Source organism: Leifsonia sp. RCC_180 (assembly GCF_058138205.1).
Genome location: NZ_CP200340.1, coordinates 2378871 through 2399293, shown reverse-complemented (window position 1 = coordinate 2399293; position 20423 = coordinate 2378871). Strand labels below are relative to the sequence as shown.

The following is a 20423-nucleotide window of genomic DNA, read 5'->3' as shown; positions in this document are numbered from 1 at the left end:
AGAGGCACTGCGACGGTGCCGCTACGGGCACAGCGATCAGTCCGCCTGCTCCGCGAGGCTCGCCGAGATGCGCGCGTGCGACCGGTCGATGTGCTCGCGCATCGCCCGCTCGGCACCATCGGGGTCGTGCGCGCTGAGTGCCCGCAGCACGGCACGATGCTCCTCCGACGTCTCGTCGACGACCCCGTGACGGAAGTAGATCCGGTACTGGTGCGTGTGCGCGCGAAGCCGTCCGATCGCATCACCGAGGAGCGCGTTGCCGGCATGCTCGGCGATGAGGCGGTGGAACTCTGCGTCCTGCTCGGCGAACTCCTTGTAGTCCTCGAAGCGGTCGTCGCCGCTCTGCGTCGCTCGCCCGCTGCGCCGCATCCCGTCGCACAGCTGCTCCAGCCGGCCGAGCGTCCCGTCGTCGAGCTCGGTCGCGGCGCGGTGCGCGGCGTACGGCTCCAGCAGCCGCCGCATCTCGAAGAGCTGCTCCAGTCCGGAGGCGTCGAGCAGGGGAGTGGCGGTGTACCCCTTCAGCGCCTTCTTGACGACGAGACCCTCCGACTCGAGCCGCGCGAGCGCTTCCCGCACCGGGGTGGGCGAGACGTTGAGCTGCCTGGCGATGCCGTCGATGCTCGCCCGGCTGCCCGGCTCGATGACCTGGTCCATCAGCAGGCCGAGCACCGCGTCGTAGACGTCGTCGGCCAGTGCCCTGCGCGCGGGCAGGAAGCGCTCACCGGATGGGATGGTCATGGGCACATCCTAGGTCGGCCGTCCGCGACTCACGCGACTCGGGCAGCGTCGACGGCCTCGAGGTTCCACTCGATACCGAGTCCTGGCGTAGACGGCGCGATGGCTCGTCCGTCGTGCACGGTCAGCTCGGAGTGCGTGATGGCGCGCAACTGCGGGATGTGCTCCAGGTACAGCGCATTCGGAATGGCGCAGCACAGGGAGACGTGCAACTCCATGAGGAAGTGCGGCGCGACGGACACGTTGAACGCCTCGGCCAGGTGGGCGACCTTCAACCACGGCGTGATGCCGCCGACCCGGGCCACGTCCACCTGCACGATCGACGCCGCCTCCGACTGCAGGTACTCGCGGAAGTGCCCGACCGAGTACATCGACTCGCCGACGGCGATCGGGACGCTGGTCGAGGCGGCCAGGCGGCGGTGACCGGAGATGTCGTCGGCCGGCAGCGGCTCCTCGAACCAGAAGATATCGAGCTGCTCGAACAGCGCGGCCCGGCGGATCGCTTCGGCGGCGGTCAGCGACTGGTTGGCGTCGACCATGATGTCCATCGTGTCGCCCACGGCCGCACGGACGGCGGCGAGCCTCTCGTAGTCTTCGCGGGCCCGAGGTTTCCCGACCTTGATCTTGACGCCGCCGAGTCCGCGGCGCTGCGACTCCAGCGCCTGCGTGACCAGCTCGTCGGTGGTGAAGTGCAGCCAGCCGCCCTCGGTGTCGTAGAGCGGGATGTCGGGCTGGGCGCCGCCCGCAGCGACCCACAAGGGAACCCCGGCCGACCGGCACCGCGCGTCCCACACCGCCGTGTCGACGGCCGCGAGCGCGAGGGAGGTGATCACTCCGACGGTCGTGGCGCGGGTGGCCGAGTGGAGCGTGCGCCAGATCTCCTCCGGACGATTGACATCCATCCCGAGGACCACCTCCAGCAGCGTCTCGCGGAGGAGGCTGAGGACGGCGCGGCCACCGGTGCCGATCGTGTAGCTGTAGCCGAGTCCCTCCACTCCTCCGGCGGTGCGCAGCCTTACGAAGATCGTCTCCTGTTTCAGGAACGACTGGACCGCGTCGGTGCGGACGGTCTCCACCGCCAGGTCGCTGAGCCAGGCTTCGGCGCTGACGATCGTTCCGTCGGTCATGGGACTCCGGTCTCCTCTAGGGCTGAAATGCTATTGCCTATAGGATATTGCAGTGACCATCGACGCGCATCTCCACCTCTGGGATCTCGAGCACGGCCACTATGCGTGGCTCGCACAGGCACCGGAGAAGATCAACCGCACGTTCGGCATCGCCGAGGTCGAGCCGCAGCTGCGCGCGTCCGGCGTCGACGGCGCGGTGCTGGTGCAGGCCGCGAACACGGCCGACGACACAGCGGCGATGTTCGCCGTCGCCGCTGACGCACCGGTCGTCGCGGGCGTGGTCGGCTGGGCGGACCTACTCGACCCCGACGGCCTCGCCCCGACGCTGGACGACTACGCGGCGTCGGGCCCGCTGGTCGGGCTGCGCCACCTCATCCACGACGAGCCGGATCCGGACTGGCTGGGGCAGCCGCAGGTGCGCGCGTCGCTCGCCCAGCTCGCCTCCCGCGATCTCACGTACGACGTGATCGGCGTGCTCCCGCGCCACCTCGAGCACGCGATCGGACTGGCCGACGAACTGCCTGGGCTCCGGCTGGTGATCGACCATCTCGGGACGCCGCCCGTCGGAGCGGCCGCGCGACCATCCCGCTGGAGCGACCTGATGACCGAACTCGCGGCGCGGCCGAACGTCTTCGTGAAGCTCTCCGGGCTGACCACGTTGGGTCCGGCGGACCGGGCGTCGATCGACGAGCTGCGGCCGTTCAGCGACATGGCGCTGGAGACGTTCGGCCCCGGCCGCCTCCTGTTCGGCGGCGACTGGCCGGTGTCCACGCTCGCGACGACCTACGCCCAGACGATGCGCAGCACCCTCGCACTGCTCTCCGGCCTCGACGAGGACCAGCGACGCGAGGTGCTGGGCGGCACCGCCGAGCGGGTCTATCGTCTGCGCTGAGCGGCCTCAGCGGCGCGGCCGCAGCGAGTACATACCGCCGTCGACCGGCAGGATGACGCCGTTGCTCGATCCGGAGGTCGGCGACGCGAGGTAGGCGACCGCCTCCGCGACCTCCTGGGGCTGGACCAGCCGCCCGCTGGGCTGCCGCGCCTCCAGGGCTGCGCGCTCGGCATCCGGGTCAGTCGCCGAGCCGAGCAGTCGTCCCACCCAGGGTGTGTCGGCGGTGCCCGGAGCCACGGCGTTCACCCGGATGCCGAGCGGCAGGCAGTCGGCGGCGATGGCCAGGGTCATCGCCGAGATGGCGCCCTTCGACGCGGCGTACAACACGCGCTGGGGCAGGCCCGCCCACGCGGCGATGGAGCTGGTGAGCACGATCGCAGGCGAAGGCGAGTGGCGCAGGTGCGGCAGGGCGTGACGGACCGTGCGGGCCGAGCCGATGACGTTGACGTTGAGCACACGCATCCACTCGTCGTCGTCGTTCGCCTCGATGTCGCCCTGCGCACCGATGCCGGCGTTGGCGATCACGATGTCGAGGCGTCCGGCCTCGCCGACCACGCTGCTGATGGCGTCGCGGACGCTGGCGTCGTCGCCGATGTCGCAAAGCACTCCGGTGTGCGGCGCTTCCACCGCGTCGGGGTTGAGGTCGAGCGCGAAGACGCGGGCGCCGTGCGAGGCCAGCTCGTCCGCGATGGCCCGGCCGAGGCCGGAGGCGCCGCCGGTGACGGCGGCGACGAGTCCGTCGAAGTGGGACATGGGTTCTCCTTGCAGGTCGAGGGCGGGCTCAGGACGCGGGACGGACGACGGAGCGGTGCTCGCCCAGCCCCTCGATGCCCAGTTCGACGATGTCGCCGGCCGCGAGGTAGGGGAAGCGGCCGGACAATCCGACGCCCTCCGGGGTTCCGGTGTTGATGAGGTCTCCGGGCTCCAGCACCATGAAGCGGCTGAGGCGGTGCACGATCTCGGCGACGCCGAAGATGAGGTCGCTGGTGGACGACTCCTGCCGGCGCTCGCCGTTGACGCGGGAGCCGATGTTCAGGCCGGATCCGTCGCCGACCTGCGCGGTCGGCACCAGCCACGGGCCGAGCGGGTTGAACGTCTCGAAGCTCTTGCCCTTGCTCCACTGCCCGAGCGACCGCTGGAGCTGGTACTCGCGCTCCGACACGTCGTTGGCCACGGCGAAGCCGGCGACATGCGCCAGCGCCTCCTCGGGCGAGTCGAGGTATCGCGCGCGGGTTCCGATGACCGCGGCCAGCTCGACCTCCCAGTCGGTGGTCGTCGAGCCGGGCGGCAGGAGGATGTCGTCGTACGGACCGACGACGGTGTTGGGGTGCTTGTAGAAGACGACGATGTCGCTCGGCGGCTCGGATCCGGACTCGCGCGCATGCGCGGCGTAGTTCATCCCGATGCAGATCACGGCCTGGGGCCGGGCGATCGGGGCGCCGATGCGGAGCCCTGCCGGGTCGAGCTCGGGCAGCTCGCCGGCGGCCGCAGCGGCCTCGGCCCGTGCGAGGCCGCCCGCGGCGAGGAAGGCGCCGTCGATGTCTGCAGTGAGGGAGCGGAGATCCCAGGTGGTGGTGCCGTCGCTGACGGCGGGGATCTCGGCACCGGGATCGCCGAGGCGCAGGAAATGCATGGGGTTCCTTTCAGACGACGAGGGAGCGGATAGCGGTCGCGGCGGCGCCGCGCGCCCAGTCCTCGAAGGTGTGGGGCCGGACGACGATGCGGCAGCGGTCAGCTGATCCGAACACGTGCTCGGTGTAGGTGCGGCGCAGCGACTCCTCGAACAGGTCGAAGTTGGCGACACCCTCTCCGCCGATGATGACGAGTTCGGGGCCGACCATGTTCACCAGGCTGGCGATGGCGGCGCCGATGACGGCGCCCGCTTCGCCGAACGCCTGGACGGCGGCGGTGTCGCCCGCGCGGGCCAGCTCGACCGCCTCCTCGAGGGAGACGGGCCTGTCGTGCGCGGCGGAGACCGCAGCGATGATCGCGCTGGTCGCAGCGACCGCCTCCACGCACCCGCGCCGCCCGCACGCGCAGATGCGGTCGGGCGAGGTGAGGGGGAGGTGGCCGATTTCGCCGGCCACGCCGTAGGCACCCTCGACGACCTCGCCGTTCAGGTGCAGGCCGCTCCCGATTCCGCGGCCGATGGTGACGATCGCGAACGAGCTGGTGCCGAGTCCCACCCCGAACCAGTGCTCGCCGATCGTCAGCGCGCTGACATCGTTCACGACCACGATGCTCGGGCTGAGGCGCTCACGCAGGGACGCGCCGAGGTCGACGCCCCGCCAGCCCATCTGGGCAGAGTCTCGGACCACACCGGTCTCACTGTCGACGTCGCCCGACACGGCGACGCCGATGCACGCCAGTCGGGACTTCAGGCCGCCGAGCCCCTCCTGGAGGCGTCCGTACAGCTCCACGATGGCGTCGGCGACCGCGACCGGATCGTGCGAGGTGAGCGGCAGGCGGTCGGAGCTGATGATGCGGGTGGTGAGGTCGGTCGCGACGCCGACCAGTTCGTCGACGTTCACCTTCACACCCAGGGCGACGACGGCGTCCGGCACGACCGCGACAGGATTCACCGGTCGGCCGGGCAGGCCGGTCGGCGTCGCTTCGAGGGAGTCGTTGACGAGACCCGCGGCGACGAGCGGGGTGACCGCCTTGGTCACGGCGGCCTGCGACAACCCGGTGAGCCGGGAGACGTCGATGCGGCTGATCGGACTGCGGGTGAGGATGGTGGTGAAGACGCGGGTTGCCGCATCCGACGACGATCCGAGCAGCGCGGTCCGCGTCTGCGTCTCGTCGTTCATGGGTTCTCCGTGCATCACCTGAAGGATGCCTCACATTCGCCCCCGCCGGGGATATTGAGGTCGATCTCGGTGGTCCCGTAACGCACCCGGACCTCGCGCGACGCTGGGCGCACGTTGTGCAGCACCGCCGACTCGAGGCGTCCGCCGGACCAGACGAGGTCGACGGTCAGGCCGCCGCGTGCGCCGAGGCCCAGCACATGGCCGTCGGGCCACGCCGTGGGGAGTGCGGGCAGCAGCTGGACGATCCCCGCGTGGCTCTGCAGCAGCAGCTCTGCGATCGCCGCCGGGAACCCGAGGTTGCCGTCGATCTGGAACGGCGGGTGCGTGCTGAAGAGGTTCGGAAGGAGGCCGCCCCACTCGGAGCCGTCGACCGGTCCGTGGCGGCGGGCGTCGCCGTCGTAGGGGGTGAGTGCCTGATCCAGCAGGTCGTGCGCCGCGTCGCCGTCGCCCAGGCGGGCGCGGAGCGCGATCTTCCACGCCCACGACCATCCCATCGCGCCGGGCCCGCGGGCATCGAGGAACCGCCGCGCAGCCTCGGTGAGCGCCGGTGTGTCCTGAGGAGTGATGAGGTCGAGAGGGTAGAGACCGACCAGCGCCGACAGGTGGCGGTGGGCGGGCTCGTGCTCCGTGACCTCCTCGGACCATTCGAGCAGCCGTCCGTCGCGGCCGATGCCCGGTTCGGGCAGGGCGGCGAGCGCCGCCTCGATCTCGGGGCGCAGCGGGTCGTCCGCTCCGAGCACGTCGAGCGCTCGGAGCGTGCGCTGGAAGAGGGATTGGATCAGCTCGCGATCCATCGTCGCCGTGAGACCGAGCGCGCGAGGCGTCCCGTCTGCGTCGACATAGGAGTTCTCGGGGGAGGTGGAGGGAGCGAGGAAGGCGACGCCGTCCTCGCCCACCTGCAGCCAGTCGAGGCAGAACTCGGCGGCCCCGCGCAGGAGCGGCCAGATGCGTTCGCGGAGCAAATCGTCATCGGCGGCGAACTCGTAGTGGTCCCAGAGCGAGTGGGTGAGCCAGACGCCACCCATCATCCAGATCGCCCAGCTGGGCGCTCCGTGTCCCATGCCGACGGGCAGGCTCCAGCCCCACAGGTCGCTGTTGTGGTGTGCGACCCAGCCGCGGCAGCCGTAGAGCTCGCGGGCGACGTCGCGGCCGGTGGCGGCGAGGCGCTCGACGAGCGCGATCAGGGGCTCGGCGTTGTCGGTCACGCCCAACGGGCCGGCCGCCCAGTAGTTCATCTGGGTGTTGATGTTGATCGTGTAGTTCGAGGACCAGGCGGGACGCAGCTCGCCGTTCCAGATTCCCTGCAGGTTGGCGGCGGGGCCGCCGGCCCGCGAGGACGACGTGAGGAGGTACCGGCCCCATTCGGCGGCGACGGTCGCCTTCAGCCCGTCGTCACCCCCGCGAAGGATGTCGGACTCCACATCCCACCGCCCTTCGCGCCTGCCGCCGATCGCGAACCGCGCCGCCCTCGGATGACGCGGTTCGTCATCCGAGAGTGGTTCCGAGGCCCCGGCGAGAGCGCCGAGGACGCGGGACCTTGCGCGGTCCCGGATCGTCTCCGTGGAGACGGTCCGCCACTCGTCGTCCGCGCCGGCCCACCACGACTCAGCGCGGGTCGACGACGAGAGGGCGATCAGCAGGCGACGGGCATGACGGACGGTGAGACCCGAATCTCCCGCGTCCGTCGTGCCGTCACTTCGCACCGCGAGGAACGCGGTGGCGAAGCCGTCATACGTTCCGTCATCCGGATCCGCGTAACGCAGCGGCGGGACGACGGACTGTTCGTGAAGGGGCGCGCCGTCGATGGGGACGGCGATGTTCAGCGAGAGCGTCCCGTCGGCCACGGTGCGCGTGAGTTCGCGGAGCGGTGTGCTCAGGGCGATGCGGACCTCCGGGATCGGCGCATCCCCGACGAGCTCGATGAGCAGGGTCCGGTCGACGACGCGGGAGATCCGGTGAACCCGGACGGAACCGAGCTGCAGTGATTCCTCGACGACGGCGCGGTCGAGGTCCAGCACACGCGCGGGAGAGCCCTCCTGGGTCGTAGCCCCCGGCAGCTCCACGGATACGTCCACGAACGGGAGGAATTCCTGGCTGTAGCGTCCCTCGAAGGTCATGAGCAGCTCCTCCGCCCGGTCGAGGTCGCCGCCGGCGAGCGCTGTGCGAACCTCCCGGAGCCGGTCCGGCCCTGCGCCCTCGGCGACCACGCGCCGGAGTTCCTCGGCGGGTGTGCTGGGCGTGCCCGACCAGACCGTGGAGTCGTTCACCTGATAGCGACCGGTGGCACCGCCGAACACCATCGCACCGAGGTGCCCGTCGCCGATCGGGATGGCCTCTTCCCAGTGCGTGGCAGGCTCGCGCCAGGCGAGTTGAAGGGTCTCTTCGTCGCCGGAAAGCGGTATGGCCGGTGTGTCGGAGATCATCATCGGTCTTCCTTGTCGGGGTTGCAGTTGACACATTAGGCATGGTTAATTGACACTGTCAAATAACCGACATCCTCTAGGAGCCCCTTCATGCTCGACGGCTATGGCGCCGTTCTGGCCCTGCGTGCCGCAGGCACCTCCCTCGTCCTCGACACGGCGGGACGCGTGCCGCGCGTTCTGCACTGGGGGTCCGACATCGGGGTGCTCGACCAGGCGTCGGCCGAGGCCCTCCGCGAGACCGCCGGCCCCGCTGTGCTCAACAACTCGCCGGACATCCCGCGTGCGTTCAGCCTGTGGCCGACCGAGTACGAGGGATGGGCGGGCACGCCGGCGCAGGAGGGTCACGCGGCCGGAACGGCCACCACGCCGCGTCCGCGGACCGAGGCCGTGCGCTACCGCGACGACGGCGAGCGGGGCGGCGTCATCGAGATCGAGCTCGCCGACGAGATGACCGGCCTGCGGTCGACCATGACGCTCGTCCTCGATCCGTTCGGAGTGCTGTCCGTCGACGTCGCCGTGATCCGCGACGGCGCGCTGGCGCGCGACGGTGCAGAGACGCCGTACACGCTGGACGCCCTGCGCGTGCTGCTGCCGGTGCCGGAGCGGGCCGTCGACGTGCTCGACTTCACCGGCAAGTGGTGCCGGGAACGGGCACCGCAGCGTGGCCCGCTGTTCTTCGGCAGCCACGTGCGACGCGCCCACCGCGGCAAGCCGGGCCACGACGCGCCCTTCCTGGTCGTCGCCGGAACCCAGGACCTCGGCTTCACCCGTGGAGAGGCGTGGGCGACCCATCTGGCCTGGAGCGGAGACGGCGAATACGTCGTCGAGCGCTTCACCGAGGGCGCCGGAGCGTTCTCGGCCACACTCGGTGCAGGCGAGGGACTGCGCCCGGGCGAGATCGCCCTCCGGGACGGCGACCGGTACGTCGCACCGACCGCGCTCTTCGTGTGGTCCGGCGCCGGGCTCGACGGGATCGCCGACCGGCTGCACCGTCGCCTGCGTGCGCGGCCGTCGCATCCCCGTTCTCCGCGCCCGCTCACGCTCAACTCGTGGGAGGCGGTGTACTTCGACCACGACCTCGACCGGCTCACCGCACTGGTGGAGCGCGCGGCGCGGGTCGGGGTCGAGCGGTTCGTACTCGACGATGGATGGTTCCACGACCGTCGTGACGCGAACGCCGGCCTCGGCGACTGGGTCGTCGACCGCACGGTCTGGCCCGACGGTCTCACGCCGCTGGTCGACCGCGTCCGGGAGCACGGGATGCAGTTCGGCATCTGGTTCGAGCCGGAGATGGTCAACCTCGACTCGGATCTGGCGCGCGCCCATCCCGAGTGGGTGCTCGGACCGCGCGAGCTCGGGGCACCGGCACGCGATCAGTACGTGCTCGACCTCACCCGCCCGGACGCCTACGAGCACATCCTCGGCCAGATCAGCGCGATCGTCGACGAGTACGCCGTCGACTACATCAAGTGGGATCACAACCGCGACCTGTCCGAGGCGGTCAGCGGCTACGCGGGAATCGACCGCCCTGCGGTGCACGAGCAGACGCTCGCCCTGTACCGGATGCTGGACACGCTCCGCGCTCGGCACCCGCACCTCGAGATCGAGACCTGCTCGGGCGGTGGCGGACGCGTCGACCTCGGGATCCTGCAGCGCACCGACCGCGTCTGGGCCTCCGACTGCAACGACCCGGTCGAACGCCTGCAGATCGAGCGCTGGACGCGGATGCTGGTCCCGCCGGAGCTCATCGGCTCACACCTCGGCGCGGCCCGCTCGCACACCACCTCTCGGCGGACGGATCTGTCCTTCCGGCTGGTGGTCGCCATCACCGCCCACGCCGGCATCGAGTGGGACCTGCAGGAGGCGGACGACGACGAGCTGGAGGCGATCGCCCGCTGGAGCGCGGTCTACCGCGAACTTCGCGAGCTCGTCCACTCCGGCCGGGTGGTCAACGCCGACCTGGCCGACGACGCCACCGCATTGACCGGCATCGTGGCACAGGACGGCGGCCGCGCGCTCTACACCTGGGCGCGGCTGGCCACCTCGGCGCCGGGGCAGTCCGGGCGGGTCCGATTCCCGGGGCTCGACGCGGACGCCCGGTACACGGTCCGCATCCGTCATGAGTTCGGGGAGGCCAGCCGGCACCAGAGCGCGGATCCCTCCTGGATCGCCGCTGCCCACGCCCCAGAGGGCGTGGCGCTGCCCGGCTCCGTTCTCGCCGTGGCCGGTGTACCCATGCCCACCCTCAATCCGCAGCAGGGGATGCTGTTCGACCTGATCCGCCACTGACCCGGGCGACGCGTTCGCTCCACACCCACAGACGGCCCACCGCATCACCGCTCGACGCGCCGACGCGCCGGGCTCTTCAGAGAGGAAGAACGCATGACCCGCACGACACCACGCGCGCGTCGCGGCCTGCAGGCCGCGACCGTGATGGTCGCGGCGCTGGGACTGATGGCGGGCGCCGCATTGCCCGCCACAGCGACACCCGCGCCTACGACCACGCCCGAGCCGACCTCCACGCCGAGCGCCACGCCGAGCGCCACTCCGACGCCGACCGAGACGCCGACGTCGACCGCAACGCCGAAGCCCAGCACCACGCCGAAGCCGACGGCCGCGCCGAAGGCGACTGCCACATCCAAGACGGCCGACGTGCCCACGCCCATCCCGCCCGCGGCCTCCACCGCCGACCCGTGGGCCCAGAAGCCGTACCTCGGCTGGAGCAGCTACAGCATGCAGGTCTACTCGGGTAACTCGAAGTGGATCACCGCCGACCAGCTCATCGCCCAGTCCGACGCGATGAAGGCCAAGCTGGGCAAGGCCGGCTACGACCGCATCAACGTCGACGCCGGCTGGAACGACGGGGTCGACGCCAACGGCCGGCCCACTCCGAGTGCGACCCTCTACCCGCAGGGGCTGAAGAAGGTCATCGACCACGTGCACGCCAACGGCCAGAAGTTCGGCGTGTACCTGATCCCCGGCATCTCGCTGGAGCTGGCCGAGAAGGCATACCCGATCGCGAACGCGCCGGGATGCACCACGCACGACATCCTGAAGCAGCCGCTCCAGCAGGCCGACTACTGGAAGATCGGCTACCGCATCGACTTCTCGAACCCGTGTTCGCAGAAGTACATCGACTCCATCGTCGACGAGTTGGCGGCCTGGGGCGTGAACTTCGTCAAGTTCGACAGCGTCACCCCCGGTTCGGGCATCAGCGACGGCTCGGTGGATGCGCGCGACGACGTCGCCGCGTGGTCGAAGGCGCTGAAGGCGCACAACATCTGGTTCGAGCTCTCCTGGGCGCTCGACATCAACTACGCCGACTACTGGAAGCAGTACGCGAACGGCTGGCGCGTGGACTGGGACGTCGAGTGCTACTGCAGCGGCGAAGCCCTCACCCAGTGGGACAACATCAACCGGCTCTTCCCGCGAGCGGCCGACTGGTGGCGGCACGCGGGTCCAGGAGGCTGGAACGACTTCGACTCGCTCGACGTCGGCAACGGCAAGATGGACGGCCTCACCCCGGATGAGCGGCGCACGGCCACCACTCTGTGGGCGATCTCGGCCGTGCCGATGTACACCGGCAACGACCTGACGAACCTCGACAAGCTGGGCGTCGACCTCCTCACCAACCCCGAGGTCGTCGCCGTCGATCAGGCGGGCGTGCCCGCCCGTCCCGTCGCCACGACCTCGAAGCAGCAGGTCTGGTACGCCCTGAACGCCGACGGCAGCTACACCGTCGCGCTGTTCAACCTGGGCCGCGCCGAGTCGGATGTGACCGCGAAGTGGTCCGACATCGGACTCACCGGCCCGGCGACGGTCCGCGATCTGTGGGCCCGCAAAGACCTGGGCCGCGCCGCCACCGGCTTCACCGCCTCCGACGTGCCGATCCACGGCGTCCGGCTGCTGAAGGTGACGCCGGGCAAGGGCGCGACCGCGACGGTCAACGACGACGCACTCGGGATGAAGTACGGCGGCACCTGGACGCGCAACGGCGGGGCCGAGGTCGCTGCGACCTCGCAGCCGCTCACGGTGAACGTGACGGACACGGGCACGCCCGCGCCGTCCACCTCCACCGGGCCGACGCGCACCACGAGCGTCAACGACTCCGACCCCGGCATCGTCTACTCCGGCCAGTGGGGCTACAGCAACGGCCGCAGCTTCGGTGACTACCAGGATGACGTGCACTACGCCGAACATCCCGGCAGCGACTCGTTCTCGTACACCTTCACCGGCACCGGTGTCTCGTACGTGACCGAGCTCGACTCCTCGGAGGGCGACGCGGACGTGTACATCGACGGGCAGCTGGTTAAGACGATCAGCGCTCACATCCCGACCGCTTCGCACACCGCCCAGCAGACGGTCTTCACGACGAACGACCTCACCAATGGGCAGCACACGCTGCGCGTGGTGATGAAGTCCGGCCAGTTCATGCTGATCGACCGGCTGGACGTCATCCAGCCGAACTTGATCGACCCGTCCTCGGTGTCCTTCGACACCAAGGCGCCGGCCCCGGCGACCTTCTCGGTCCTCCGCGACCCCGACGAGTTCACCGGGATCACGGCGAACGGCAAGGCGCTCGCGAAGGGCACCGACTACACCGTGTCCGGGTCCACCGTCACGCTGAGCACGAAGTACCTCGGGACGCTCCCGGTCGGCGCCGCCACGGTGAACGTCGGCTTCCGGGGCGACTACCTGGACGACATCCACTCGACGAAGGATGCCGGCGCCTCGGTGTCGTACGCCTTCACCGGGACGGGTGTCGACTGGGTCGGTCCGAGCGGCCCCGATCAGGGCGTCGTCGACGTGTACATCGACGGCAAGCTCGTGAAGCGCGTCGACACGCACAGCGATACCCGTCGCACGCAGCAGACGCTGTTCAGCACTTCGGGGCTGCGCAACGGCAAGCACACCTTCATGGCCGTGAAGGAGTCGGGCGACGTGATGCGCACGGACGCCGTCCGCTACACCGTCCGCTGATCCCCCGGGTGGGCCGGGCACCCGGCCCGGCCCACCCCTTGCTCTGGAGCACCGCAAATGAAGATCACGCACGTGGATGCGTTCCGCGTCCCCGTCCCGCCCGCCGACCCGCCCTTCCGCTGGCGGACGGGCCTGAGCGGCAGCCCGGCGAGCGGCGACGGCGCCGTCCTCCGCATCGGCACCGACACCGGCGCGGAGGGTGTCGCGTTCCTGTCGCGCCCTGGCGCCTGGGCGATGCTCTCGTACCTCACCGAGAACGTGTTCCGGCCGGAGCTGATCGGAGCGGATCCGCTGCAGCGGGAGTGGCTGTGGCACCGGGTGTGGGAACTCGACCGCATCCACGAGCTTCCCCTCTTCGTGCTCGGGCTGGTCGACACCGCACTCTGGGACCTGGCCGCGCGCCTCTACGACATGCCCGTCTGGCAGCTGCTCGGAGGGTTCCGCACCGAGATCCCCGCCTACGCGTCGACGAGCACGTTCGCCGACATCGCCGAGTTCCTCGACGTGGCCGACCAATCCCTCGCCCTCGGCTACCGGGGTGTGAAGCTGCACGCGTGGGGTGACGCCCGCCGGGATGCCGAGCTGTCCCTCGCGCTGCGCGAGCACGTCGGCGACGACATCCCCCTCATGTACGACGGATCCGCAGGGTTCGACCTGCCCGACGCGCTCTACCTGGGCGATGCACTCGCGGACGCCGGATACCTCTGGTACGAGGAGCCGATGCGCGAGTTCAGCGTGACCGCGTACGCGCAGCTGGCCCGGTCGGTGCGCATCCCCCTGCTGGTGGGCGAGACCTCCGACGGCGCTCACATGAACTCCGCGGACTTCATCCGTGCCGGCGCCGCCACGTTCGGCGTCCGCACGAGCTCGAACCTGCGGGGCGGCATCACCGGCGCCATGCGCACAGCGCACCTCGCCGACTCCTTCCTGCTCCGGGCCGAGGTGCACGGATCGGACATCCCGACGCATCATCTGACCATGGCGATCTCCAACACCACCTTTTACGAGTCGCTCGTCACCTCGCACCCGGTCCGCCGTGAGCCGGCGGTCGACGCCGATGGGATGCTGCGGGCGCCGACCGCTCCCGGCATCGCCCTCCCCGCCGGGCTCGACTACCCGGCCGGCCTGGAACGGTTCGCCGCATGAGCCGCCCCGAGTTCCCGGCTCTGCTCGGTTGCGAGCCGCTGCCGACGCCCGACGACTACGACGCGTTCTGGGCGGAGGCGCTGGATGGCGCTCGCCGGCATCCACTCGACCTTCGCCGTGAGCTGGTCGACACCGGCCTTTCCGCCATCGATGTGTTCGACGTCTCGTTCGCCGGTCACGAGGGCCGGCGGGTGCGCGGCTGGCTGCGGTTGCCCCACCACCGCACCGGTCCTGTCCCGGCCGTGGTGCACGCGAACGGCTACGGCGCCGGTCGCCTCTCGCCGATCGACGACCTCACCTGGCCGGCGGCGGGGTTCGCGCAGCTGCTCCTCGACACTCACCGGCAGGGCGGTGGCAGCATCGGGCACCTCCTGGAGGGCGTCGAGGACCCGCGCACCTCTTACTACCGGGGCGTCTTCGTGGATGCCGCGCGCGCAGTCGACGTGCTGCGCTCGCTCGCCGAGGTGGACGGGACGCACGTCGCAGCGATCGGCAACAGCCAGGGCGGCGGTATCGCCCTGGGCGTCGGCGCGCTCGTTCCGGACCTCGTCGCCGTGCTCGCCCAGGCGCCGTTCCTCACCGACGCGCCGGACGGCATCCGGCTGGCGGCTCAGGGACCGTGGCTCGAGGTGCGCGAGTACCTCAGCGAGCATCCCGATCGCGCTGAGGTCGTCGCGCGCACGCTCTCGTACGTGGACGGGGTGACGTCCGCACGGCACGCCGTCGCACCCGGCTGGATCAGCGATGGACTCGACGACGACATCTGCCCACCGGAGACGGCGCGTGCGGCGGCCGACGCCTACGCGTCGCCCGTGACGTTCAGAGAGTGGCCAGGGGCCGGGCATGAGGCCGGCGGAACGGCCGACCGCCAGGGCGCGTTGGCAATCCTTCGCGAGCGGTTCGGCATCGGCGCGGCCGGCGGAACCGGGAGCGACGCATGACGCGGCGGCTGCGCTGGGAGGGACCGCCCAGCCGGTGGATCGACGGGTGCCCCATCGGCAATGGCCGGCTCGGCGCGATGATCCTCGGCGGGACGGACGGCTTCCACCTGCAGGTCAACGACGGCACCGTGTGGTCGGGAGCGCCCGATGCGTGGCGCGCCGAGCTCGATGCGCTGGTGCGCGCCGGCGCTGGCCCGGAGGCGCTCGAGGAGGTGCGGAAGGCCGTCCGTGAGGATCGCCTGGATGACGCCGAGCGCAAGCTGATGGCGTTCGAGGGCACCTATAGTCAGGAATTCCTGCCATACGTCGACCTGCGGGCGCGGTTCAGCGCGGCGGGCGCATCCTTCGCCTTCGAGCAGCGCACGCTCGACCTGGAGGACGCCGTCTACACCGACCGCATCTGGAACGACCTCGTGTCCGTCGTGCGCCGATCCTGGGCGAGCCGGCCTGACGATGCGATCCACGTCGAGCTCACTGCCGAGCGCGGGCGCTTCGACGTCTCGCTCCAGCTGACCACGCGACTGCGGCAGCGGTCGCTGCAGATCGCCCCCGGCATCCTGAAGGTCGGCGTCGAGGTCCCCGTGGACGGCGCGCCGCTCCACGAGACGGATGTCGACGGCTTCCGCTGGGCCGGTGACCCGGTTCGTCCCGGCCACCCCGCGGACGGCGTGGTCGACGGCTGGGAGAACGTGGCGGCGGCGGTGGCGGCGATCACCACGGACGGCGAGCAGGCGGTCGTCGGCGACGTCCTGGAGATCCGGGACGCCTCGACCGTCCGGATCGCGGTCGCCTCCTCGACGGCCGCGGAGGACTGGTTTCGCGATCGCACCTCCGCCCCCGGGCTTGATCGGCACCTGACCCGAGCGACGGCGCGAGCGCAGGAGGCGCTCCGGCCCCCGGCCGACCAGGCCCTGCGCCGGCACATCGCCGACGTGCGCCCCCTCCTCACTGCCGCCTCCTTCCGGCTGGCCGGGACACCGGATGAGGTGGTCGTCGACCGCCTGCCCGACGACGGCGACCAGGCCGCCATCGCCCCTGCGCTCTTCCAGTACGGCCGCTACCTGCTCGTCTCCTCGTCCAGAGCGGGCGGGCCGGCGGTGAACCTGCAGGGGCTGTGGAATGACGACATCCGGCCGCCGTGGTCGTCGAACTACACGACGAACATCAACGTCCCCATGCATTACTGGGCCGCCGAGACCACCGGACTGGCCGACACCGTCGAGCCGCTCGTGCACCTGCTCGAGGTCATGGCCGAGACCGGCGCCGTCGCCGCGAACGCCCTCTATGGCGCGCGCGGATGGGTCGGCCACCACAACACAGACCTCTGGGGCTGGCCGCTGCCCGTCGGCCGCGGTCAGGCCGACCCCGCGTGGGCCATCTGGATGACCGGCGGCACGTGGCTGACGACGCACCTGATGGAGCACTTCCGCTTCACCGTCGACCGCGCGTGGCTGGAGAGGCGTGCGTGGCCCATCCTCCATGGGGCGGCCGCCTTCGCGCTCGATTGGCTGGTCGATGAGGGCGGACGGTGGCTCGTGACCAACCCGTCCACCTAGCCGGAGAACCACTTCGTGCACGGCGACGGCGTCGCGGCGATCGACCGGGCGACGGCCATCGACCGCGCGCTGATCTCACAGATCCTCGGCGATCTCGTGGAGGCCGCGGTCGTGCTGGGAGGCGACGAGGATGAGCTGGTCGTTCGTGCCCGCGCTGCCCTGCCGCGGATCGAGCCGGACGCTATCGGCGCCGACGACCGCATCCGCGAGTGGCACGTCGACCGCGACGATCCGAACCCGGCGCACGGCCACTTCTCGGCGCTGGTGAGCCTGTACCCGCTCGGCCGGATCGACACCGACCGCGATCCTGAGCTCGCGGACGCCGCCGCGGGTTTCGTGTCCGGGAGGTCGCATCCCGCCGAGGGCTGGCCCTGGACCTGGTCGATCGCGCTCCGTGCCAGGCTGCGCGATGGAGCCGCGGCCGAGGCGGTGCTGCGGAGTACGTTCCTGCCGCCCGAGGGCGACCCGGAACTGCGTGGTGCGCCGCGGTGGGCGTGGGGCGGACTCGTCCCGACGTTCCTGCGGGCTCACTGGCCGTTCCAGGTCGACGTCAGCCTCGGCCTCCCCGCTGCGATCGCCGAACTGCTGCTGCAGAGCCACGCCGGCGAGATCGTGCTCCTGCCTGCCCTTCCGCCGAGCTGGTCCGCGGGCTCTGCGATCGGCCTCCGTGCGCGCGGCGGCGTCGCTGTCGAGCTGGAGTGGGAGCGCGGCGCATTCATGCGGGCGACCCTGACGCGCACGGCAGGCGCCGGCGAGGTCGTCGTACGACACGGCGATGCCCGTCTGGCGCTGACCCTCGAACCGGGCGAGGAGGTGACGCTGGATGCCGACTCCTTCCTCCGAGCCGCGGGCTGACCGCGACAGTCGTCTGCCGCTCCCCCTCGGCCCGATCGGTTACGGCGCGGCGGCGCTCGGCAACCTCTACGGTGCCCGCCCGGACGATGTCTGGCGCGGCATCGTGCCCGCGGCGTGGGACGCGGGCATCCGGTACTTCGACACCGCGCCGCACTACGGACTCGGCCTCTCCGAAAGGCGACTAGGGGAGTCACTGCGCGGCCTCCCGCGCGACCACTACGTGCTCTCGACGAAGGTCGGCCGCCTCATCGAGCCGAACCCGGACTACCGCCCGGGCGACACCGACGTCGCGAACCTGTTCGACGTCCCCGCCACCGAGCGGCGGCGCGTCGACTACTCCCGCGACGGCGTCTTGCGTTCGGTCGAGGACTCCCTCGCGCGGCTGGGCGTGGACAGCATCGACCTGCTGCTGGTCCACGACCCGGACGAGCACCAGCGGGAGGCGCTCGAATCCGCCTTCCCGGCGCTCGACGAGCTGCGGTCGCAGGGCGTCATCCGTGCATACGGAGCCGGGATGAACCAGTCGGCCATGCTGACCCGCTTCGTCCGCGAGACGGACCTCGACGTGGTGATGTGCGCCGGTCGCTACACGCTGCTCGACCGTTCGGCCGCCGACGACCTGCTGCCCGCGGCGCAGGAACGCGGGGTGCAGGTCGTGGTCGCTGCCGTGTTCAACTCGGGCCTCCTTGCAACAGAGCGGCCACTCGCTCACGCGCGCTTCGATTACGCGGAGCCGCCTGCCCAGGTCGTCGCGCGGACGAACCGCATCGCAGACATCGCGGCCTCCTACGGCGTGACCGTCCCGCAGCTGGCCGTGCAGTTCCCCCTCCGCCATCCGGCCGTCTCGACCGTGGTACTGGGCGCCGACACACCCGACCAGGTCTCGGCCAACGCCCGATTGAGGGATGCACCGATTCCCGAGGAGTTGTGGGCGGAGCTCGGAGAAATCCCGGTGTGACCGCGCTGGACCTCTTGATTGAGGATGCGACCGACTTTTTCCTGCATCCGGGCCGCCGCACGTTTCGATGGCTCTGTAGCCAGGTTGCCGTCCGCTCTCTACCGTGAGACCCATGAGCTCCCGGGACACCGACTACAGCGATCTGCGCGCACTGTTCATCAACACGACGCTGACCCGGTCGCCGGGTCGCAGCCACACGCAGTCGCTGATCGACGCGAGCGCGTCGATCATGGTGGGGAACGGGGTGGAGGTCGATCAGTTCCGCTCGGTCGACCACCCGATCGCTTCCGGCGTCTACCCCGACATGCGCGAGCATGGCTGGGAGGTGGATGCGTGGCCTGAGCTCTTTCCCCGAGTGCTTGCCGCGGACATCCTCGTGATCGCCGGCCCGATCTGGCTCGGCGACAACAGCAGCGAGACCAAGAAGGTGATCGAGCGGCTGTATGCGCACTCGAGCGAGCTGAACGAGAAGGGCCAATGGCTCTACTACGGCCGGACGGGCGGCTGCCTGATCACCGGCAATGAGGACGGCATCAAGCATTGCGCGTCCAACATCCTGTACAGCCTGCAGCACATCGGCTACGCGGTGCCGCCGCAGGCGGACGCCGGATGGATCGGGGAGGCCGGCCCCGGCCCGAGCTACGGTGACGACCTCGGCGACGGCGGTCGCGTGGGCTTCGACAACGACTTCACCAACAGGAACACGACCTTCCTCACCTGGAACCTCCTCCACCTCGCTCGCCTGCTGAAGGACGCGGGCGGCTTCCCCGCTCACGGCAACCAGCGCCGGGAGTGGGACGCCGGAACGCGCTTCGACTTCCCCAATCCCGAATACCGGTCCTGAGCGGCGGGTCGACGCCGAAGGGCGCAGGGTCGGTGACCCTGCGCCCTTCCTTCCGCGTGCTCCTTAGCCCTGGCGGGCCTTCATCCGCGGGTTCTTCTTGTTGATGATGAACGTGCGGCCCCGGCGACGCACCACCTGAGCGCCGGGCATCGCCTTGAGCGAGCTCAATGAGTTGCGTACCTTCATAACGGACCTCCCTTGTTGAAACCTATTCTCAATAACAACGGAGGGCCGCGATTTATTCACCCGCGGCTACACCCCGAACGTCGCCAGCCAGGAGTCGACCACCGGGATGTCGAGACGCTGGTAGCCACCGATGTAGCGGCAGTTCGCCGTCAGACCGTAGCTGGTCACGGCGACCAGCTGATCACCGAGGAACACCGGCCCGCCCGAGTCGCCGAAGCAGGTTCCGCCTGTCCCTCTCGTGTCGTTCGGATTGCCGTTCGTCTGCAGGATCTGCGGTGTCAGTTTCTGGCCGGGCATGTCCACATAGCGGCGGATGAGCGGGTAGCTCATCGGCTGCGGCTTCTGGGGTCCGGACTCCGGCTTACGGACTTCTGTGCCGTAACCGACCGCGGTGAACAAGGTCTTCGACAGGTTGCTGGTCTTGATCGCATCCAGCGTGCCGACGGGCGCGAGCTGGGGGTAGCCGGAGCCGAACGAGGCCACGGGGTGATCGAGCACAATGACGCCGACGTCGTTCCAGTTCGCGGTGTCGGTGAAGTCCGAGTAGTTCGGGTGGGTGTACGCCGTTCCGGAGAGGTAGCCGGCGGCGGCGATCTCGGCGGCGGTGTACCCGACCCTCGGGTCGGCGGCCACCGGGAACGGCGCGGGCGGCTGCTCGGCGATCACGGAGTCGAACGTGACCAGCGTCTTGCCCAGCGTCCCCGAGGTGCAGTGGGCGGCGGTCACCACGACGGTCGGCGACACCAGCGTCGCCGAGCACCGGAAGCGCCCGTCCGCGTCGTAGAACAGGATCAGGCCGACGTCAGGATGCTTTGTCCCGTCGGCAGCCCCGCCCGTGCTGGCGACAGCGGGTGCGCCGACGGCCAGCCCGGCGAATGTGGTCAACGCGATGGCGGCGGCCAGGATTCCTTTACGCATGGATCCCCCTTTGGATCTCGAAGCGGTTTCGATGCTCCGAGTATGCACATCC

The 20423-nt window shown here is 70.4% G+C and carries 16 protein-coding genes and 1 pseudogene; 9 read left to right on the top strand and 8 right to left on the bottom strand.

Annotated elements, in window-relative coordinates; translation table 11 throughout:
- Positions 1-36: 36 nt before the first annotated feature.
- Positions 37-738 carry a GntR family transcriptional regulator gene (locus AB7E03_RS11815; RefSeq protein ID WP_489941595.1) on the bottom strand — a complete coding sequence of 234 codons (702 nt, stop codon included), beginning with the start codon at positions 736-738 and terminating at the stop codon, positions 37-39.
- A 29-nt stretch (positions 739-767) separates the two neighbouring features.
- The gene (locus AB7E03_RS11810; protein ID WP_489941594.1) at positions 768-1862 is read right to left on the bottom strand and encodes a mandelate racemase/muconate lactonizing enzyme family protein; all 1095 of its coding nucleotides are present in this window, start codon (positions 1860-1862) and stop codon (positions 768-770) included.
- A 52-nt stretch (positions 1863-1914) separates the two neighbouring features.
- Here AB7E03_RS11810 and AB7E03_RS11805 point away from each other — a divergent pair, with 52 nt between their 5' ends.
- Positions 1915-2754, top strand: a complete 840-nt coding sequence (locus tag AB7E03_RS11805) for an amidohydrolase family protein (RefSeq protein WP_489941593.1) — start codon at positions 1915-1917, stop codon at positions 2752-2754.
- A 6-nt stretch (positions 2755-2760) separates the two neighbouring features.
- Here AB7E03_RS11805 and AB7E03_RS11800 read toward each other — a convergent pair whose 3' ends face one another.
- From AB7E03_RS11800 to AB7E03_RS11785, 4 genes are read right to left on the bottom strand one after another with little or no spacing between them, the layout of a single operon-like run.
- Entirely contained in the window at positions 2761-3507 is a 747-nt protein-coding gene (locus AB7E03_RS11800; protein ID WP_489941592.1) for an SDR family NAD(P)-dependent oxidoreductase, read from the bottom strand.
- A gap of 28 nt (positions 3508-3535) precedes the next feature.
- Positions 3536-4387, bottom strand: a complete 852-nt coding sequence (locus tag AB7E03_RS11795; RefSeq protein WP_489941591.1) for a fumarylacetoacetate hydrolase family protein — start codon at positions 4385-4387, stop codon at positions 3536-3538.
- A gap of 10 nt (positions 4388-4397) precedes the next feature.
- Entirely contained in the window at positions 4398-5564 is a 1167-nt protein-coding gene (locus AB7E03_RS11790) for an ROK family protein (RefSeq protein WP_489941590.1), read from the bottom strand.
- Positions 5565-5578: 14 nt separating this feature from the next.
- Positions 5579-7990, bottom strand: coding sequence for a glycosyl hydrolase family 95 catalytic domain-containing protein (locus AB7E03_RS11785; protein WP_489941589.1), 2412 nt, complete (start codon positions 7988-7990; stop codon positions 5579-5581).
- A gap of 87 nt (positions 7991-8077) precedes the next feature.
- Here AB7E03_RS11785 and AB7E03_RS11780 point away from each other — a divergent pair, with 87 nt between their 5' ends.
- From AB7E03_RS11780 to AB7E03_RS11745, 8 genes and pseudogenes are all read left to right on the top strand, one after another.
- Entirely contained in the window at positions 8078-10276 is a 2199-nt protein-coding gene (locus AB7E03_RS11780) for an alpha-galactosidase (RefSeq protein WP_489941588.1), read from the top strand.
- Between the two features lie 93 nt (positions 10277-10369).
- Positions 10370-12967 (top strand): X2-like carbohydrate binding domain-containing protein, encoded by a 2598-nt coding sequence (locus AB7E03_RS11775; RefSeq protein ID WP_489941587.1) that lies wholly within the window; start codon positions 10370-10372, stop codon positions 12965-12967.
- A gap of 57 nt (positions 12968-13024) precedes the next feature.
- A complete protein-coding gene (locus AB7E03_RS11770) occupies positions 13025-14113 on the top strand; it encodes an enolase C-terminal domain-like protein (RefSeq protein WP_489941586.1) in 1089 nt (362 codons plus the stop codon).
- On the top strand, positions 14110-15054 hold the full coding sequence (locus tag AB7E03_RS11765) for an acetylxylan esterase (RefSeq protein WP_489941585.1): 945 nt from the start codon (positions 14110-14112) through the stop codon (positions 15052-15054). The genes AB7E03_RS11770 and AB7E03_RS11765 overlap by 4 nt, the downstream gene beginning before the upstream one ends.
- Positions 15051-17186: pseudogene (locus AB7E03_RS11760) on the top strand (glycosyl hydrolase family 95 catalytic domain-containing protein); the annotation flags it as partial. The gene AB7E03_RS11765 and the pseudogene AB7E03_RS11760, both read left to right, overlap by 4 nt.
- Positions 17184-17465 carry a glycoside hydrolase family 95-like protein gene (locus AB7E03_RS11755; RefSeq protein WP_489942906.1) on the top strand — a complete coding sequence of 94 codons (282 nt, stop codon included), beginning with the start codon at positions 17184-17186 and terminating at the stop codon, positions 17463-17465. The pseudogene AB7E03_RS11760 and the gene AB7E03_RS11755, both read left to right, overlap by 3 nt.
- The gene (locus AB7E03_RS11750; protein WP_489941584.1) at positions 17434-18423 is read left to right on the top strand and encodes an aldo/keto reductase; all 990 of its coding nucleotides are present in this window, start codon (positions 17434-17436) and stop codon (positions 18421-18423) included. The genes AB7E03_RS11755 and AB7E03_RS11750 overlap by 32 nt, the downstream gene beginning before the upstream one ends.
- Before the next feature lie 112 nt (positions 18424-18535).
- Positions 18536-19267, top strand: a complete 732-nt coding sequence (locus tag AB7E03_RS11745) for a flavodoxin family protein (protein WP_489941583.1) — start codon at positions 18536-18538, stop codon at positions 19265-19267.
- Positions 19268-19330: 63 nt separating this feature from the next.
- Here the strand turns inward: AB7E03_RS11745 and ykgO are convergent, their stop codons facing one another.
- Positions 19331-19453 carry a type B 50S ribosomal protein L36 gene (ykgO, locus tag AB7E03_RS11740; protein ID WP_089907341.1) on the bottom strand — a complete coding sequence of 41 codons (123 nt, stop codon included), beginning with the start codon at positions 19451-19453 and terminating at the stop codon, positions 19331-19333.
- 66 nt (positions 19454-19519) lie between these two features.
- The gene (locus AB7E03_RS11735; protein ID WP_489941582.1) at positions 19520-20371 is read right to left on the bottom strand and encodes a trypsin-like serine protease; all 852 of its coding nucleotides are present in this window, start codon (positions 20369-20371) and stop codon (positions 19520-19522) included.
- Between the last annotated feature and the right edge of the window lie 52 nt (positions 20372-20423).

Excerpts from the sequence above, each read along its gene's own strand:
- AB7E03_RS11815 (WP_489941595.1), bottom strand. The coding sequence starts at position 738 with ATGACCATCCCATCCGGTGAGCGCTTCCTGCCCGCGCGCAGGGCACTG.
- AB7E03_RS11810 (WP_489941594.1), bottom strand. The coding sequence starts at position 1,862 with ATGACCGACGGAACGATCGTCAGCGCCGAAGCCTGGCTCAGCGACCTG.
- AB7E03_RS11800 (WP_489941592.1), bottom strand. The coding sequence starts at position 3,507 with ATGTCCCACTTCGACGGACTCGTCGCCGCCGTCACCGGCGGCGCCTCC.
- AB7E03_RS11795 (WP_489941591.1), bottom strand. The coding sequence starts at position 4,387 with ATGCATTTCCTGCGCCTCGGCGATCCCGGTGCCGAGATCCCCGCCGTC.
- AB7E03_RS11790 (WP_489941590.1), bottom strand. The coding sequence starts at position 5,564 with ATGAACGACGAGACGCAGACGCGGACCGCGCTGCTCGGATCGTCGTCG.
- AB7E03_RS11785 (WP_489941589.1), bottom strand. The coding sequence starts at position 7,990 with ATGATGATCTCCGACACACCGGCCATACCGCTTTCCGGCGACGAAGAG.
- AB7E03_RS11780 (WP_489941588.1), top strand. The coding sequence starts at position 8,078 with ATGCTCGACGGCTATGGCGCCGTTCTGGCCCTGCGTGCCGCAGGCACC.
- AB7E03_RS11775 (WP_489941587.1), top strand. The coding sequence starts at position 10,370 with ATGACCCGCACGACACCACGCGCGCGTCGCGGCCTGCAGGCCGCGACC.
- AB7E03_RS11770 (WP_489941586.1), top strand. The coding sequence starts at position 13,025 with ATGAAGATCACGCACGTGGATGCGTTCCGCGTCCCCGTCCCGCCCGCC.
- AB7E03_RS11765 (WP_489941585.1), top strand. The coding sequence starts at position 14,110 with ATGAGCCGCCCCGAGTTCCCGGCTCTGCTCGGTTGCGAGCCGCTGCCG.
- AB7E03_RS11750 (WP_489941584.1), top strand. The coding sequence starts at position 17,434 with ATGCCGACTCCTTCCTCCGAGCCGCGGGCTGACCGCGACAGTCGTCTG.
- AB7E03_RS11745 (WP_489941583.1), top strand. The coding sequence starts at position 18,536 with ATGAGCTCCCGGGACACCGACTACAGCGATCTGCGCGCACTGTTCATC.
- ykgO (WP_089907341.1), bottom strand. The coding sequence starts at position 19,453 with ATGAAGGTACGCAACTCATTGAGCTCGCTCAAGGCGATGCCCGGCGCT.
- AB7E03_RS11735 (WP_489941582.1), bottom strand. The coding sequence starts at position 20,371 with ATGCGTAAAGGAATCCTGGCCGCCGCCATCGCGTTGACCACATTCGCC.